At 68.2% G+C, this 13,936-nt stretch carries 15 protein-coding genes and 2 pseudogenes; 10 read left to right on the top strand and 7 right to left on the bottom strand.

Features of this window, described 5'->3' with window-relative positions:
* Positions 1-14: 14 nt before the first annotated feature.
* From ACIHCM_RS35900 to ACIHCM_RS35890, 3 genes and pseudogenes are all read right to left on the bottom strand, one after another.
* Positions 15-116, bottom strand: a pseudogene (locus ACIHCM_RS35900) (IS5/IS1182 family transposase); the annotation flags it as partial.
* Between the two features lie 89 nt (positions 117-205).
* On the bottom strand, positions 206-850 hold the full coding sequence (locus ACIHCM_RS35895) for an FMN-dependent NADH-azoreductase (RefSeq protein WP_399905738.1): 645 nt from the start codon (positions 848-850) through the stop codon (positions 206-208).
* 95 nt (positions 851-945) lie between these two features.
* A complete protein-coding gene (locus tag ACIHCM_RS35890; RefSeq protein WP_399905813.1) occupies positions 946-1,671 on the bottom strand; it encodes a DsbA family protein in 726 nt (241 codons plus the stop codon).
* 114 nt (positions 1,672-1,785) lie between these two features.
* On the opposite strand from ACIHCM_RS35890, the gene ACIHCM_RS35885 reads away from it, so the two are divergent.
* Positions 1,786-2,205, top strand: coding sequence for a winged helix-turn-helix transcriptional regulator (locus tag ACIHCM_RS35885; protein ID WP_399905735.1), 420 nt, complete (start codon positions 1,786-1,788; stop codon positions 2,203-2,205).
* Positions 2,206-2,353: 148 nt separating this feature from the next.
* Here ACIHCM_RS35885 and ACIHCM_RS35880 read toward each other — a convergent pair whose 3' ends face one another.
* Both ACIHCM_RS35880 and ACIHCM_RS35875 read right to left on the bottom strand, forming a co-directional pair.
* A complete protein-coding gene (locus ACIHCM_RS35880; RefSeq protein ID WP_399905732.1) occupies positions 2,354-2,836 on the bottom strand; it encodes a GNAT family N-acetyltransferase in 483 nt (160 codons plus the stop codon).
* Between the two features lie 452 nt (positions 2,837-3,288).
* Positions 3,289-3,957 carry a nitroreductase gene (locus ACIHCM_RS35875; RefSeq protein ID WP_399905729.1) on the bottom strand — a complete coding sequence of 223 codons (669 nt, stop codon included), beginning with the start codon at positions 3,955-3,957 and terminating at the stop codon, positions 3,289-3,291.
* 265 nt (positions 3,958-4,222) lie between these two features.
* Here ACIHCM_RS35875 and ACIHCM_RS35870 point away from each other — a divergent pair, with 265 nt between their 5' ends.
* Positions 4,223-4,384, top strand: coding sequence for a hypothetical protein (locus ACIHCM_RS35870; protein ID WP_399905726.1), 162 nt, complete (start codon positions 4,223-4,225; stop codon positions 4,382-4,384).
* 447 nt (positions 4,385-4,831) lie between these two features.
* On the opposite strand, the gene ACIHCM_RS35865 is transcribed toward ACIHCM_RS35870, so the two are convergent.
* Positions 4,832-5,572: an IclR family transcriptional regulator gene (locus tag ACIHCM_RS35865; protein ID WP_399905723.1), complete on the bottom strand. Its 741-nt coding sequence runs from the start codon at positions 5,570-5,572 to the stop codon at positions 4,832-4,834.
* Between the two features lie 201 nt (positions 5,573-5,773).
* Here ACIHCM_RS35865 and ACIHCM_RS35860 point away from each other — a divergent pair, with 201 nt between their 5' ends.
* From ACIHCM_RS35860 to ACIHCM_RS35830, 7 genes are all read left to right on the top strand, one after another.
* Positions 5,774-6,328, top strand: coding sequence for a 2,4'-dihydroxyacetophenone dioxygenase family protein (locus ACIHCM_RS35860; protein WP_399905721.1), 555 nt, complete (start codon positions 5,774-5,776; stop codon positions 6,326-6,328).
* Between the two features lie 160 nt (positions 6,329-6,488).
* On the top strand, positions 6,489-7,373 hold the full coding sequence (locus ACIHCM_RS35855) for a bile acid:sodium symporter family protein (RefSeq protein WP_399905718.1): 885 nt from the start codon (positions 6,489-6,491) through the stop codon (positions 7,371-7,373).
* An 85-nt stretch (positions 7,374-7,458) separates the two neighbouring features.
* Positions 7,459-8,013, top strand: a complete 555-nt coding sequence (locus tag ACIHCM_RS35850; protein ID WP_399905715.1) for a 2,4'-dihydroxyacetophenone dioxygenase family protein — start codon at positions 7,459-7,461, stop codon at positions 8,011-8,013.
* Positions 8,014-8,029: 16 nt separating this feature from the next.
* Positions 8,030-9,244 carry a CaiB/BaiF CoA transferase family protein gene (locus ACIHCM_RS35845; RefSeq protein WP_399905713.1) on the top strand — a complete coding sequence of 405 codons (1,215 nt, stop codon included), beginning with the start codon at positions 8,030-8,032 and terminating at the stop codon, positions 9,242-9,244.
* Positions 9,231-9,767, top strand: coding sequence for a MaoC family dehydratase N-terminal domain-containing protein (locus ACIHCM_RS35840; RefSeq protein ID WP_382044498.1), 537 nt, complete (start codon positions 9,231-9,233; stop codon positions 9,765-9,767). Before ACIHCM_RS35845 ends, ACIHCM_RS35840 begins: the two co-directional genes overlap by 14 nt.
* On the top strand, positions 9,767-10,213 hold the full coding sequence (locus ACIHCM_RS35835; RefSeq protein ID WP_399905709.1) for a MaoC/PaaZ C-terminal domain-containing protein: 447 nt from the start codon (positions 9,767-9,769) through the stop codon (positions 10,211-10,213). The genes ACIHCM_RS35840 and ACIHCM_RS35835 overlap by 1 nt, the downstream gene beginning before the upstream one ends.
* Positions 10,210-12,006: an acyclic terpene utilization AtuA family protein gene (locus tag ACIHCM_RS35830; protein ID WP_399905706.1), complete on the top strand. Its 1,797-nt coding sequence runs from the start codon at positions 10,210-10,212 to the stop codon at positions 12,004-12,006. The genes ACIHCM_RS35835 and ACIHCM_RS35830 overlap by 4 nt, the downstream gene beginning before the upstream one ends.
* A 531-nt stretch (positions 12,007-12,537) precedes the next feature.
* Here the strand turns inward: ACIHCM_RS35830 and ACIHCM_RS35825 are convergent.
* A pseudogene (locus ACIHCM_RS35825) lies at positions 12,538-13,218 on the bottom strand (transposase family protein); the annotation flags it as partial.
* On the opposite strand from ACIHCM_RS35825, the gene ACIHCM_RS35820 reads away from it, so the two are divergent.
* The gene (locus ACIHCM_RS35820) at positions 13,126-13,845 is read left to right on the top strand and encodes an NAD(P)-dependent oxidoreductase (RefSeq protein ID WP_399905703.1); all 720 of its coding nucleotides are present in this window, start codon (positions 13,126-13,128) and stop codon (positions 13,843-13,845) included. The pseudogene ACIHCM_RS35825 and the gene ACIHCM_RS35820 overlap by 93 nt on opposite strands.
* The last annotated feature ends 91 nt before the right edge of the window (positions 13,846-13,936 follow it).

The following is a 13,936-nucleotide window of genomic DNA, read 5'->3' as shown; positions in this document are numbered from 1 at the left end:
TCGTTCCAGGACGAGGTTCGCAAGCGGCGGAAGCATATGAGGCTGCAGGTCAGAGCGAGCAGAGTCTTGTGGAGATCGGCGCGGCGCTCATAGCGGGTGCGGAGCTGTTTGCCCGCCGTGGCGGTTCAGGCCCGTCAAAGGCCGCCGAGCCACGGCCGCAGCGTGGAACCGGCCGCGGCCGTGGTCGACTCGCAGAGCGGGTGACTCAGGCGGTGAGCTGCTGGCTGATCTTCTCGGCCTGCAGGCGCGCCTGCTCGTGGGCGTTGGCGAGGGAGGCCTCGTGAGCGGGGATGAGGTGGGCGAGTGCCGGGACGACAGGGGCCTTGGTCAGCTCGGCGGTAAGGGTGGTGACGTCGAGGCTGAGGTAGGCCGGGTCACCCAGGATGGACTCCAGGGTCGGGACGAGGAAGTCCTTGCCCTCGTTGGGGGTGCCGGGGCCGTAGCCGCCGCCCCGGGCGGAGATCAGCACGGCCGGGCGGTCGGCGGCGGGGGCGGCGCCGGTGCGGCTGATGGTCCGGCCGACGACGATGACCTGGTCGAGCCAGGCCTTGAACACCGAGGGCATGGTGCGGTTGTACATCGGCACGGTGAACAGGTAGGCACTCGCCCCGAGGAACTCCGCGATGAGTTCATCCTGAACGCCGGCAGCTGCGGCCTGCTCCGCGGTGCGCTCGGCGGGGTCCGTCAACTGGGCGGATATGGCCGCAGCGCTCAGGTGCGGTACGGGGGAGGCGGCGAGGTCCCGATGGACGACCTCGCCCGTCCAGGCGTCCCGGAAGGAGTCGGCGACCTGACGGGAGACCGAAGCGGTACCAAGGGAGGAGGAGTCGACGTGCAGCAGGTAGGACATGACAAACGCTTCCTGTCGTATGGGGTGAGGGAAAGAGGGGCCGCGCTTCGATGCGAACCCCCGGACTTCGAGGGCAGTGGAGCAGCGAAGAACGCTCAGCCACCTGCGACGTGATCGGCAGGCAGTGCGCATCCCTCCGGACCGCAGATCCCGTCCGTGTCCTCGACCGGGGTCTGGATGAGCGGCGAGTGGGTGGCGTCCCATACCTGCTGAAAAACGCCGAGGAGTGTGTCGGCGTCCCGCGCGCCGGAGATCGCGTACCGGCCGTCGATGACCAGGAAGGGTGCCCCCCGGGCGCCGAGCTCCTTGGCGCGGCGGGTCTCGTCCTGGACCTGCTGCCGAAAACGGCGGTCGGCGAGGGCCTGGCGGGTCTCATTCCGATCCAGTCCGAGTTCGTCGCTCAGTTCGAGCAGGGCGTCCACGTCGAACAGGGAGCGGACCTCGCCGAAGTAGGCGCGAAAGCCCAGGTGCCACGCCTCCGCGTGCTTGCCCTGGGCGGAGGCATGGGCAAGGAACTCATGGGCCAGTTGAGTGTTGGCCTTCTTGTTCTCCAGGACGACGTACGGCCTCAGCCCTTCCCGCTCGGCCAAGTCCTCGACCCGGCGGGCGGCCGCCTCCGCCTGGGCGTCGTCCATCCCGTACTTCTGCTTCAGCAGCTGCCGGGTGGGCACCGCGGGGCTGCTCGGCAGATCGGGGTCCAGCGGGAACGAGCGGTGGACGACTTCGATGTCGCCGCCATGGGCGAACCGCTCCACAGCCTTGTCGAGACGATGGCTGCCCAGACCACACCACGGACACGTGAGGTCGGACCAGATTTCCACCTTCAACGCCGGCACCTCCACTTCTTACGTCTTGGGCGCAGCGCCATGATGGGCCAGTATGGGAGGCCGTACATAAGGCACATGGGTGTGTGCAACCGGAAGGGAATGTGCGCCATGGACGCCACCTCAGAGGACCTCACGGACGAGAGGGACACCGTCGTGACCTCAGGGCCCTGCGCCCGGTGGCCACCGGAGAACCGCGCGATCATCCGGCAGATCATGGACCGGGCCGGCGACAAGTGGAGCGCGCTCGTGATCGCCGCCCTGAACGACGGACCGCTCCGCTACACCGACCTGCTGCGCCGCATCCCCGGCATCTCCCAGCGCATGCTGACGCTCACCCTGCGGCAGTTGCATCGCGACGGACTCATCACCCGTACCGCGTACGCCGAGGTGCCGCCGCGCGTGGAGTACGACCTCACCCCGCTGGGGGCGACTCTGCACGACATCGTGGTGTCTTTGATCGACTGGGCGGGCCTCCACCACGACGAGATCAGCCAGAATCGGGCCCGCTTCGACTCAAGCACCAAGTGAAGCCCTTTTCCGCGCTGAAGGGCAGCGGGAGCTGACGCAGGCCGGCGATCTCCGGTGCCGGCACGCTCCGGGACGGGCTCGCGCATGTGCGTGTGCATGTGCCCGCCCCGGAGCGGATTCGGTTCCGATTCCGGTTCCCGGTGGTGTGTCAGAGCTCCCGGTAGTAGTAGGTCACCGGAAACGGGGTGCAGCCGAGACTCTCGTACAGGGCTCTGGCGGGTGCGTGGAAGGAATCCCCTCCGGTGCCGATCTCGACGGAGCGCGCTCCGAGCGTCCGCATCTGGGCGAAGGCGTGCTCGCACAGTGTCGTGCCCACGCGGTGGTGGCGGTGTCGGGCGGCGACAGCGAGGTGCGTGACGCTGCCGGTTCTGCGGCTCGGGTCGACGCTCCACGCCACATACCCGGCGATGCCGTCTTCGGCGTCGGCGACCGCGACGTAAGCGTGCCGCTCGGGTGCGTGGAGTTCGGCGATCTGCTTGCGGTAATCGCCGCGCCAGTCGTCGTGCAGGCCCGCGAAGACGACCTCCCCCACCAGAGGCCGGAAGGAATCCTCGTAGAAGGGTCGGAACGTTTCGATGGTCAGTTCGGTGAGGGGCGCGAGGTCGTCCGGGACGAATGCGCGAATGGGCATGGGAGTGCGCCTTTCAGGCTGAGGGGGAAAAGGGCGTCGGTCAGCCCGCTCAGTCCCTTGAGTCGGCAGTGAGCGGGACCCTCAGAGGCGGGTACGCTCGGCGGCAAAGCACTCCATGACCGGCATCGTAGCGTTCGGCAAGCATGGCCCGCGACTGACTTTCGAGCAGCTGCTGGAACGCGTGCGGCACAAGGCACCTACGCCACCCGTGACACCACCTTCGAGAGCGCCTCCCCGTGGCTGCCCTGGTCTCCACGTGAGTCCTGAGTGAGGAGCCGCCTTCAGGCGCAGTCGATTGAGGTAGCGCGACGTAGACGCGGATATGACACGGGCGCGCACCGACGGTGTCGGCGCGCGCCCGTACTGGTGACTCAACTCAGGGAGTTACGGCTCAGGACATTACCGGCGTCAAGTACCGTAGCTCTGTGGCTATCTGATGATTCCTCAGCGCATTACAGGCAGTCGATGAAGGTGACCGTCTCCGCCAGAGGCGCACGGCCCGTACGTGGGTCGCATGTCGTTGGCTCTTCGAATCCGATCGACATGCCGCAGAAGAGCATCAGGTCGTCGGGTGGGGACACGATCTCTGCGACGGTCCTGTGAAACTTTGCCCACGCCATCTGCGCGCAGCTGTGCAGCCCTTCGGTGCGCAGCAACAGCATCACGCTTTGCAGGAACATGCCAACGTCAGACCACTGCGGCTGCCCCAGGGTGCGGTCGATGTAGCAGAACAGTGCGGCGGGGGCACCGAAGCAGTCCCAGTTCGCCGATGCGGCTCTCTGGCGCGCTTCCAGGTCCTCGCGCGGGACACCGAGCGCCCCGTAGCGCTGTTCGCCGAAGGCCGACCGGCGCTCGGCGTAGGGCGACTTCAGCACGGACGGGTACTGCTCGTACTCCGGCTCGTCCCAATCGTCGCCGGAAGCCAAGCGTTCGCCCGCGCGCCGCTTGAGTTCCTTCAGCGGGCTGCCGGTGAGCACGTAGGCCTTCCACGGCTGGAGGTTCGATCCGGAGGGCGCCCAGGCCGCGGTCGACATCACGCGTTCCAGCACCTGTCTGGAGACGGGACGATCGGTGAAGCTGCGTACCGCCCGTCGGCTTGCGACCGCCTCATAGACATCCACGAACAACATTCTCCTGCTCGAGTTGCACGATCACTATTGTTACGACTGCAACCGTATCACTCGTAACGATCTTAAGTGCAACTTTGCCGGCTGAGCCGCTCCAGCGCTCGGCCCCAGAAGCCCAGGGCGCCGCACCCGAAGGGCTCAAGGCCGTCCATCTGCCCATCGACTCAACCCCGTTCTCCGGCGAGCTGTCCTCGTCGCGTTCGGTCGCGGCCGCGTTCCGCGAGGCGCGGAAGCGGAGCCCATCGAGGAGTTGGAGCTGGTGGACGCCGTCCCGATCGGCGCCCCGATGGTCGTCGCCGCCCAGCGCGGCGACACCTGGGCACCCAACTCCTGCGCTCTCAACGCGCCGTGCGGCGGGTTCGAGTTCGTCCACAACCCCCTGGAGGCTGTCGCCAAGGACGTCACGCTGATCGAGAACTGACCCTGGCACCCCGGAACCCGCCCATGTCCGGACGGGTGCTGATCTACGAGGCTTCCTGGCGACATACCTTCGCAGACGCGACCGCCAGGGCCGAAGAATGTGCTGGTTGCGCGACGGCGACAGCGAGGGACGCGCACCTGCGGACCGCTCTACTACGTTGTCCGCACCTGCTTGGAAAATAGTTGACCGTCGAGGACGCAAATCGCGGCCGAGGTGTGCGCTGCTGGCGGCTTCGGTGATGGCCCGGCGGCTGGCCTGGTAAAGCACCAACAGCGCAAAGAGCTCCTGCTCGACGCCGTCCACGGTGCGCGAGCAGGACCCGGTCGGCTCCGCGCAGGGGTGACCTTCAGCCCGTGGAAGGCGGTCTCGATCTCCCAGCGCTGGTGGTAGAGGGCAGCCAGTTCCGCACCCGGAGGGCGACAGCTGGGCCGCTCGACGCCACGGGGATCAGGCGTGGTCGAGCCCGTACCGGGGGCCGAGAACGGCGATTGCCTTCTTGAGCTCCTCGCCGACGTCGTCGAGACGATCCGCTTCCGCGGGGTCGACGGCTGCGCTGATCGCCGCTATCGGACTGCCGTCGGATGCCAGCAGGGGCGTGGCCACGGCGAAGGCGTCCTTGAACGTGACTCCACGATTGAAGGCGAGTCGGCGGGAGCGGATCTCAGGGAGCTCGGCGAGGAACTGCCGGACCTCTCCCGCCTGTTCCGGGCCGGCCAGCTCCAGGAGCCGGTACATCTCCTGGTCGGGAACGCTGGCGAGCAGAGTCTTGCCGGCAGCGGTCGTGAAGAGGGGGCGACGGGCGTGAGTGCGCGCGACGAACGTCAGGTTGGGCGACTCCTGACCGGCATGGTCGGCGTAGACGAGGGCGTCGCCGACGCGCACCCCGACGAGGACGACGCAGCGGAGGACCTTGCTGAGCTCGGCCAGGAACTGGTGATCGAGCGACAGCGCGGCCAGCTTGTTCGCGCGAGCGGCGAGGATGAAGGGCCCTGGTCCGAGGTGGAACCGGCGGTCGTCCTCGATGAGGTAGCCGCGGGCGAGAAGTCCGTTGGTCAGCTCCTGAACGGAGCTCTTCGCCGCGTCCAGCGCGGCTGCCAGCTCAGCCAGTGTCACTCCCCGCGGGCTCAGGGCCACGGCTTCGAGGATCCCGATCACTCGATCGACCGTGCGATGCGGGCGGACAGGCATGCGGCTGATGCTAGCACCGCCCTCTCCATCAAAAGTCTGTGCACGCGTCTTGTCAGGGAGACGTGGGCCGCCGTAGCGTCCCAGCCATCCGGAAATCCGGTTAGCCATACGTAAATACGTACGCTCTGGATGTACCCCTACGCACCGCCCGTAGGTCGCATGTCCCGGAAGGTCAGCACTCGCACCGAAAGGTCCCAACACATGACCGCACCTGTCTCTCCCGGCGTGGCCACCACCCGCAGCGGCGCCCCGCTGCCGCTCGTCGCTCTGCCGCAGGGTGAGCTTCTGACCGTCAACATCGACCAGATCCCGCTGTTCAAGAATCTTGTCGCCCCCGGCATTCACATCCAGACGCTGCGCCTGGACCCCGAGCGCGGTGAGTGGGTTTTCCTGTCCACCCTGGCACCCGGGGTCAAGCTGCCGGTCCACTACCACACCGGTTCCGCTCAGGTATGGACGATCCAGGGCCGCTGGCTGTACCACGAGTACCCCGACCAGCCGCAGACGGCGGGCTCCTACCTGTACGAGCCCGGCGGCTCGGTGCACACCTTCTACACCCCCGAGGACAACACCGAGGACACCGTTGCCCTGGCCTGGATCGAGGGTGCGCAGGTCAGCTTCAACGAGGACGGCACCTTCCACTCGGTCATGGATGCGGTGACCCTCCAGCACCTGACCGAGGCCGCCGCGGCGGCGCAGGGCACCGGACCGGTCGGCTACCTCCACGGCGGCGCCGCCGGCGTGATCAAGTCCTGACCGGCAGGGGAGCAGCCATGCGACCGGCGTTCGACGGTATCCGGGTCCTCGGACTGGGCCAGATCTCCAACGGCTCCTCCGGCGGGCTCCCGCTCGAGTGACCCAACCGTCCCGCCAGGACCGCACCACCCGAGTTGGCCCATCCCGATAGGAGCCACGCATGGCGTCACTCGTGTTCACCCTCCTTCTGCCGCTCACTCTCGGGCTGGTGATGTTCGGCCTGGGGCTGACGTTGACCGTCGCCGACTTCACCCGGGTACTGAAGTACCCGAAGGCCGCAGCCGTGGCCTTGACCTGCCAGATCTTGCTGCTCCCCGTGGTCTGTTTCGCTCTGGTACTCGCGTTTCAGCTGCAGGGCGCGCTGGCGGTGGGCGTGATGGTCCTGGTGGCCGCCCCGGGGGGCATCACCGCAAACCTCTTCAGCCATCTCGCCGGTGGCGATGTCGCGCTGAACATCACGCTGACCGCGATCAACTCCCTGCTGGCCGCGTTCACCCTGCCGGTCGTCGTCGCGCTGGCGACGTTGAGATTCCAGGGAGACGAGGCCTCGATCGGTCTGCAGTTCGGGAAGTTCGTCCAGGTGCTTGCCATCGTGCTGATCCCGGTCGCCGTCGGGGTCTGGACACGCCATCGGTTCAGCGCCTGGGCAGACCGGATGCGTCAACCCGTCAAGATCGCCTCGGTGTCGGTGCTTGTGCTGGTGACCCTGGGTGCCCTCGCACAATCCTTCGACGTCCTCACGACGAACATCGGCAGGCTCGGCGGAATCGCCCTGTTGCTCTGCACGCTGAGCTTGACGATCGGCTACGCCGTGGCCCGTCTCTTCCGGGTCAGCCGCCGCCAGTCGATCGCCTCGGCGATGGAGATCGGCCTCCACAACTCCACGCTGGCCATCATCGTCAGCGTCTCGGTGATCGGCGACGAGGTGATGGCCGTCCCCGCTGCTCTCTACGGAATCTTGATGTTCGTGCCGGCGGGCCTCGCCGCCTACCTGTTCTCCCGGCGCGCCGAGCCGCTCGTCGCGCCGGCTCCGGTGCAGGGGTAGTCCGGCTCTCGCCGACACCTGTCAGCGCTGCCCATGCCCGATGCCCTCACATCGACAACGCCCTCACATGGAAAGGACCGATCCCATGACCGCTCCCGTTTCTCCCGGCGTGGCCACCACTCGCAGCGGCGCCCCGCTGCCGCTGGTCGCTCTGCCGCAGGGTGAGCTTCTGACCGTCAACATCGACCAGATCCCGCTGCTCAAGGACGCTATCGGCCCTGGTATCCACCTCCAGCCGCTGCGCCTGGACCCCGAGCGCGGCGAGTGGGTCGTCCTGGGCACCCTGGCGCCCGGTGCCGAGCTGCCCATGCACTACCACACCGGCCCGGTGCAGGTGTGGACGATCCAGGGTCGCTGGACGTACCGCGAGTACCCCGACCAGGTGCAGACGGCGGGCTCCTACCTGTACGAGCCCGGCGGCTCGGTGCACACCTTCTACTGCCCCGAGGACAACACCGAGGACACCATCGCCCTGGCCTGGATCGAGGGCGCGGCAGTCAACTTCAACGAGGACGGCACCTTCCACTCGGCCCTGGACGCGGTTTCCGCTCAGCACGTGACCGAGACCGTGTCGGCGGCGCAGGGCACCGGACCGATCCCGTACATCCACGGCGGCGCCGCCGGCGTGATCAAGTCCTGATCGGAGGGAAACAGCCATGCGACCGGCGTTCGACGGCATCCGGGTCCTGGAACTGGGCCAGATCTACAACGGCCCCTACTGCGGGCTCCTGCTCGCGCAACTGGGCGCCGACGTCATCAAGGTCGAGCCACCGGGCGGTGAGCCGCTGCGCTTCCGCTCGCACGAGCCGATCGAGTCCCACGAGTTCGTGATGCTCAACTCCCACAAGCGGAGTGTGGTGCTCGACCTGAAGACCGACGCCGGTCGCCAGGCGCTGCTCAACCTGGTCGAGACCGCCGACGTACTCATCGAGAACTACGCGCCGGGCACGATGGAGCGCCTCCGGCTCGGCCCGGCGCGGCTCCTCCAACACAACCCGCGTCTGGTCGTGGCCTCCGGCAAGGGCTACGGGTCCACCGGCCCCTACGCCCACATGTCGGCCATGGACATCACCGTGCAGGCCATGTCCGGCAGCGCCTCGGCCACCGGGGATCCCGACGGGCCGCCCACCAAGGCCGGCGCCGCGTTCGTGGACTTCTCCGGCGGCATCCACCTGTTCGGGGCGATCAGCACGGCCCTGTTCCAGCGCGAGCGCACGGGACGGGGGCAGATCGTCGAGGTCTCGATGCACGACACCGTCTACCCGATGCTGGCGTCCAGCCTGGGCGGCCTGCACAACAACCCCGGCCGAGAGCTCCCCGAGCGCACCGGGAACCGGCATACGGGCATGGCGGTCGCGCCGTACAACATCTACGAGGCGAGCGACGGATGGCTGGCCATCATCTGCATCGCCGAGCGGCACTGGCGCGGTGTGGCCACCGCACTGGGCCGGCCCGAGCTGATCGACGACCCCAGGTTCCGCACGCCGAAGGACCGGGTCGCCCACATCGACGCGGTCGACGAGGAGGTCTCTGCCCTCACCAGGACCCGGACGCGTGCCGAGCTGGTGCGGGACCTGCAGGCCGCCGGTGTGCCCTGCGCGCCGGTCAAGTCGATCCGCGAGGTCGACTCCGACGAGCACCTGATCCAGCGCGGCATGATCCAGTACGTCGAGCACCCGGCCAGGGGCCGGGTGCCGGTTGCGGGATGCCCTCTGAGGCTGAGCGACTCGCCGGTGGGCCCGCTGCGGGCCGCCCCGCCGCTCGGCGAGTCGACGCGTGAGGTTCTCGCGGAGCTCGCCGGCCACGCGGATGCCGCCGGCGAAGCCGGCAGCCAGATCAATGATGAGGATCCCAGGCATGTTCACACCTGAACCCGGTACTCCGTTGGCGGAGTACTACGACCAGACCCAGCCGCGGACCGGAGCCGTCCTCTCGCGCCGGAGCCTCGGCACGCTGGACGCGGTGACCATCGGCCGCTACGCACTGACCATCGGCGCCGCGGACCCGGTCCACTACGACGCCGCGGCCGCACGTTCGGCCGGGTACGCGGACGTCGTGGCGCCACCGAACATGCTCGCCGCGATCGTGGAGTGGGGCATCGGCACCCCCGAGGCCCAGCTCCAGCCCGACGGGACACCCCTCGGCGGTGACACACCCCTCGGTGACGGCCTGCGCGTGATGGGCGCCGGCGAGGAGATGGAGCTGGTCACTCCCGTAACCGCGGGGACGGAGGTGGTGCTCGAAACCACCCTCGAGGCGGTCACTCCCAAGCAGACGCGCGCCGGCACCTGTGTGTTCGTCACCACCCTCAACACGTTCACGTCCGCCCAGGGTGCCGTCCTCAACCGCAACCGGCGCACCGTCGTACTGCGCAACCCTTTGCAGGAGTCGTAGTGTCCATCAACTACCAGGTCGGGGACACGCTCCCACGGCTCAAGCACACGGCCACGGCCTTTCAGCTGTTCCGCTACAGCGCGGTCACCTGGAACCCCCACCGCATCCACTTCGACGAGTCCCACGCGCGCGAGGAGGGCCACGGCGGTCTCGTGGTGCACTCCCACCTGCGAGCCGCGCTCGCCCTGCGCTGTGTCACCGAGGCTCTCGGCCCCGACTGGCGCGTGACGAAGGTCGCCTACCGCCTGCGCAAGCCCGTCTGTGTTCCCGCCAACCTGGCCTACACCGCGCGGGTGACCCACATCGAGGGCGACAGCATGACCCTTGAGCTCGCAGAGGAACACCCCTCCGGCGAGGTGGGGTTCGAAGGGACGATACGGGTCAGCAGGGCCGAGGGAGAGAACGCCGGCGGTCTTCGCTCCTCTACACCGGAAGAGTCGGCATGACGTCAGCATCTGAACGGGGCCGGCGCCCCCTCCGCGTCGGGAACTGCTCCGGCTTCTACGGCGACCGCGCCTCGGCCATGGCCGACATGGCCCGGGCGGGCGGCATCGATGTCCTCACCGGTGACTACCTCGCCGAGGTCACGATGCTGATCCTCGGCAAGGCGCGCGCCAAGGACAGCACGAAGGGTTTCGCGACCACCTTCCTGCAGCACCTCGACGCGGCGCTCGAGCACCTCGTCGCCAACCGGATCAGGCTCGTCGTCAACGCAGGAGGACTCAACCCCGCCGGGCTGGCCGCCGCGACGCGCGAACTGATCGCACGCCACGGTCACGACCTGAGGGTCGCCCACATCGAAGGCGACGACGTCTTCGGCAGCCTCGACAGTCTGCGGCAAGAGGGCTATTGCCTGCCGCACCTGACGAGTGGTCAGCCGCTGTCCGACTGGCCGCACCAGCCGCTGACGGCCAACGCCTACCTCGGCGGCTTCGGCATCGCGCGCGCCCTCCAGGGCGGCGCCGACATCGTCGTCACCGGCCGCGTCACCGACGCCTCCCTGGTCGTCGGTCCCGCCGCCTGGTGGTGGGGTTGGACGCCTGACGACCACGACGCCCTCGCCGGCGCGGTCGCCGCCGGACACGTCATCGAGTGCGGGCCTCAGGCGACCGGCGGCAACTTCTCCGGGTTCCGTTCCGTCCCCGACCTCGTGGAGCCGGGGTTCCCGATCGCCGAGATCGCCGCCGACGGCGCCTCGGTGATCACCAAGAACCAGGGCACCGGCGGCATGGTCACCCAGGACACCGTGACCGCCCAACTGCTCTATGAGATCGGTGAACCCGCGTATCTCAACCCCGACGTGACCGCCCACCTGGACACCGCGACGCTGACAGACCTCGGCGAGGACCGCGTCGGGATCCGCGGCGTGCGAGGCACGGCGCCGTCCAGGACGACCAAGGTCGCGATCACAGGGGTGGGCGGCTGGACGAACAGCGCGATCCTCGCGCTCACCGGAACGGACCTCGACGCGAAGGCCGCCCTCGTGGAGCGGTTCGTCCACCGCTACGCCGAAACCGTCGACGGGCTCGACGCGGTCGCCGTCGAGCGCATCGGGGGGGCCCAGCCCGATCCCGACACCCAGAACGCGGGAACCGAGCTGCTCAGGATCATCGTGCAAGGGACGCAGCAGGCCGCCGGGCGCGCCTTCTCGTCGCGCGTGGTCGAGCTGGCCCTGGCCGGCTACCCCGGGCTGTACTCCCTCGGCCCTCCGCAACCGGGGTCCGCGTTCGGTGTCTACTGGCCCGCGCTGCTCGACCAGCGGATGATCCGACACACGGTCCACCACTACGACGGCACGACCGAGATCATCGCCCCCGGCAACCCGGACGGAGCCGATGGCGAGGTAGTGCCGCTGGCCGAGCCGGCGCTCGCACCATCGGCGCCTGCGCCGCGGGCAGACGAACTCGTCGTCGCCCCACTCGGTGAGATCGTGCACGCCCGCTCCGGCGACAAGGGCGGCGATGCGAATCTCGGCGTCTGGGTACGCGACCGTGCGGCATCGGACTGGCTCATGTCCACCCTCACCGTCGACGAACTGCGACGCCTTCTTCCCGAAACCCTCGCACTGGAGATCTCGCGCCACGAATTCCCCAACCTGGGCGCGGTCAACTTCCTCATTCGAGGACTGCTCGGGACCGGCGCCACCTCGACACTGCGGCTGGACTCGCAGGCCAAGGCACTCGGCGAATGGCTGCGCTCACGGAGCATCAAGGTGCCGCGATCTCTGATGCGATCCTGACGACGCCATGACCCACGACGGGCCTCACATCCGGATGGTCACGGCACGCCTGGTCCTCGACCAGGCGTGCCGTGCCGAGGTGGTTCGAGGGACGCCGTCAGCCGGTCGGCTGTCAGCTCGGGCGCGGTCGAGGTTGAAGGCGGCGCTGATGAGGGCGAGGTGGGGCGACCGTGGCGGTGAACGCTTGCTCGGCCTCGGCGTGCGGGCACCCGCGCGGCGGGGCCTCGCCGCTGACCGGTCGAGGGCGAAGACCGTCGTCTCCCCCTGGGAGAGTTCGAGTGGCGATCGGTGTGGGCTCGGCGTCCGGCTGTTCACCACCAGGCGAGATCACCCGACGTAACGACGCACTACCAGGGCGATCAGGCGAAATCAGTGGATCCCTTTCCTCATCACGAAAATGGCACCATCAAGTCGACGCACATGAAGCCGCGCGCTCACGCATGTCGTATCCATGCTGCATGAGACAGCGCCCCACCAGCTGTACGAGGCAGTGAGCCTTTCCCCTAACGGATCACGACGGTGTGTGATCGTTCAGATGGTGCGGTCGTACTCGAGTTGGAGCAGGACGAGGGCTGCGGCGGCGATCTTCGTGATGCGACTGGGGTCGAGGCTGACTCTGCGCAGGGCCTGGAAGGTGGTCTTGAGTAGGGAGTTGGCGCGCTCGCAGACTCCGTGGATGCCGCGGATGACCTTGTTGCAGGTCTGCTGGGCCTCGGTCAGCTCGCCTCCGGCGGGCTTCTTGTGCGGGTGGCGGAAGCCGTCGCCAACGTTCTCGTAGCCGAGGTCGACGAGGGTCGGCATGTCCAGCTCGGCGGCGATCCGGTTGAGGGCGTCGATCAGTCCGTGGTGGCGGGCGCAGGTGGTGTCGTGTTCCCGGCCCGGGCGGACCGGTGAGACCCAGATCGGCCAGCCGTCCGGAGTGGCGATGACCTGCACGTTGCCGCCGTGGTGCCGGTGTTTTCCGGACCACTACAGGTCTGCGCCGTTGGGGCCGGGGGCGGCCACGGGGTCGGTGCGGACGACCGTGCCGCCGAGGTTCAGATGTGTCAGCCCGGCTGCCTTCGCACGCTCCAGCGCGGTGGACAGGTCCGGTGCGCCGGCGGCCAGGACGGCTCCTTCGTGGAGGTATCGGTAGGCGGTGGAGGCCGACAGGCCGTTGTCACGGGCGAGTTGGGCCAGTCGGGTGCCATCAAGGAACCAGGTTCCTACCAGGGGCCTTACGCCTGCCCGGACTTGGCGTCCACACCGACCGCAGCGCCAGCATCGTGGTCACAGTCAGCGACGACCCGTTACTGGGAAAGACTCACTGGCCGACTACGACGTGGCCGTGGCGATGCGGGAGCGCACGCCGTTTCCTTCATCGACGCTGGGCCAATTGCCCCGGCTGAGGTTGCTCGTCACCACCGCCAGCCAACGCGGCGATCGATCTCGACGCCGCCGGAGAGCTGGACATCACCGTCTGCGGCACAGGGCACGAGTCTGAACGGCGCCACCCTGGGCATCCTGGGGCTGGGACGACTGGGCACCCGGGTAGCAGAAATCGCTTCGGCCTTCGGCATGGACACAATCGCCTGGAGCCAGCATCTCAAACCGGATGACGCCCAGGCGAAAGGCGTCACCTGCGTCGCGCGCGACGCACTGTTCTCGCGTTCGGACATACTGAGCATCCACGTCGTGCTCAGCGAGCGGACACGCGGCCTGGTCGGCGAGCGTGAACTGCGCCTGATGAAGCCGACAGCGATCCTGGTCAACACGTCACGAGGGCCCGTGGTGGACGAGGCCGCCCTCTTGCGGGCTCTCGACGAGAAGTCGATCGCAGCGGCGGCACTGGACGTCTGAGGGGCCCCGAAGATCCCGGACAGGGACCCAATAGGGTTGTCCTGTAAGGAATCGAGGGAAGCAGCAAGTGGCACGTCCAAGTCCGTACTCG

Origin of the sequence: Streptomyces sp. NPDC052023, assembly GCF_044548465.1 — a bacterium.
GTDB lineage: Bacteria > Actinomycetota > Actinomycetes > Streptomycetales > Streptomycetaceae > Streptomyces.
This window is presented reverse-complemented; position numbering and strand designations above follow the sequence as displayed.

Bases quoted from the DNA above. Each gene is read 5' to 3' on its own strand.
- ACIHCM_RS35895 (WP_399905738.1), bottom strand. From the start codon at position 850: ATGTCCTACCTGCTGCACGTCGACTCCTCCTCCCTTGGTACCGCTTCG.
- ACIHCM_RS35885 (WP_399905735.1), top strand. From the start codon at position 1,786: ATGGACGCCACCTCAGAGGACCTCACGGACGAGAGGGACACCGTCGTG.
- ACIHCM_RS35880 (WP_399905732.1), bottom strand. From the start codon at position 2,836: ATGCCCATTCGCGCATTCGTCCCGGACGACCTCGCGCCCCTCACCGAA.
- ACIHCM_RS35865 (WP_399905723.1), bottom strand. From the start codon at position 5,572: ATGCCTGTCCGCCCGCATCGCACGGTCGATCGAGTGATCGGGATCCTC.
- ACIHCM_RS35860 (WP_399905721.1), top strand. From the start codon at position 5,774: ATGACCGCACCTGTCTCTCCCGGCGTGGCCACCACCCGCAGCGGCGCC.
- ACIHCM_RS35855 (WP_399905718.1), top strand. From the start codon at position 6,489: ATGGCGTCACTCGTGTTCACCCTCCTTCTGCCGCTCACTCTCGGGCTG.
- ACIHCM_RS35850 (WP_399905715.1), top strand. From the start codon at position 7,459: ATGACCGCTCCCGTTTCTCCCGGCGTGGCCACCACTCGCAGCGGCGCC.
- ACIHCM_RS35845 (WP_399905713.1), top strand. From the start codon at position 8,030: ATGCGACCGGCGTTCGACGGCATCCGGGTCCTGGAACTGGGCCAGATC.
- ACIHCM_RS35840 (WP_382044498.1), top strand. From the start codon at position 9,231: ATGTTCACACCTGAACCCGGTACTCCGTTGGCGGAGTACTACGACCAG.
- ACIHCM_RS35830 (WP_399905706.1), top strand. From the start codon at position 10,210: ATGACGTCAGCATCTGAACGGGGCCGGCGCCCCCTCCGCGTCGGGAAC.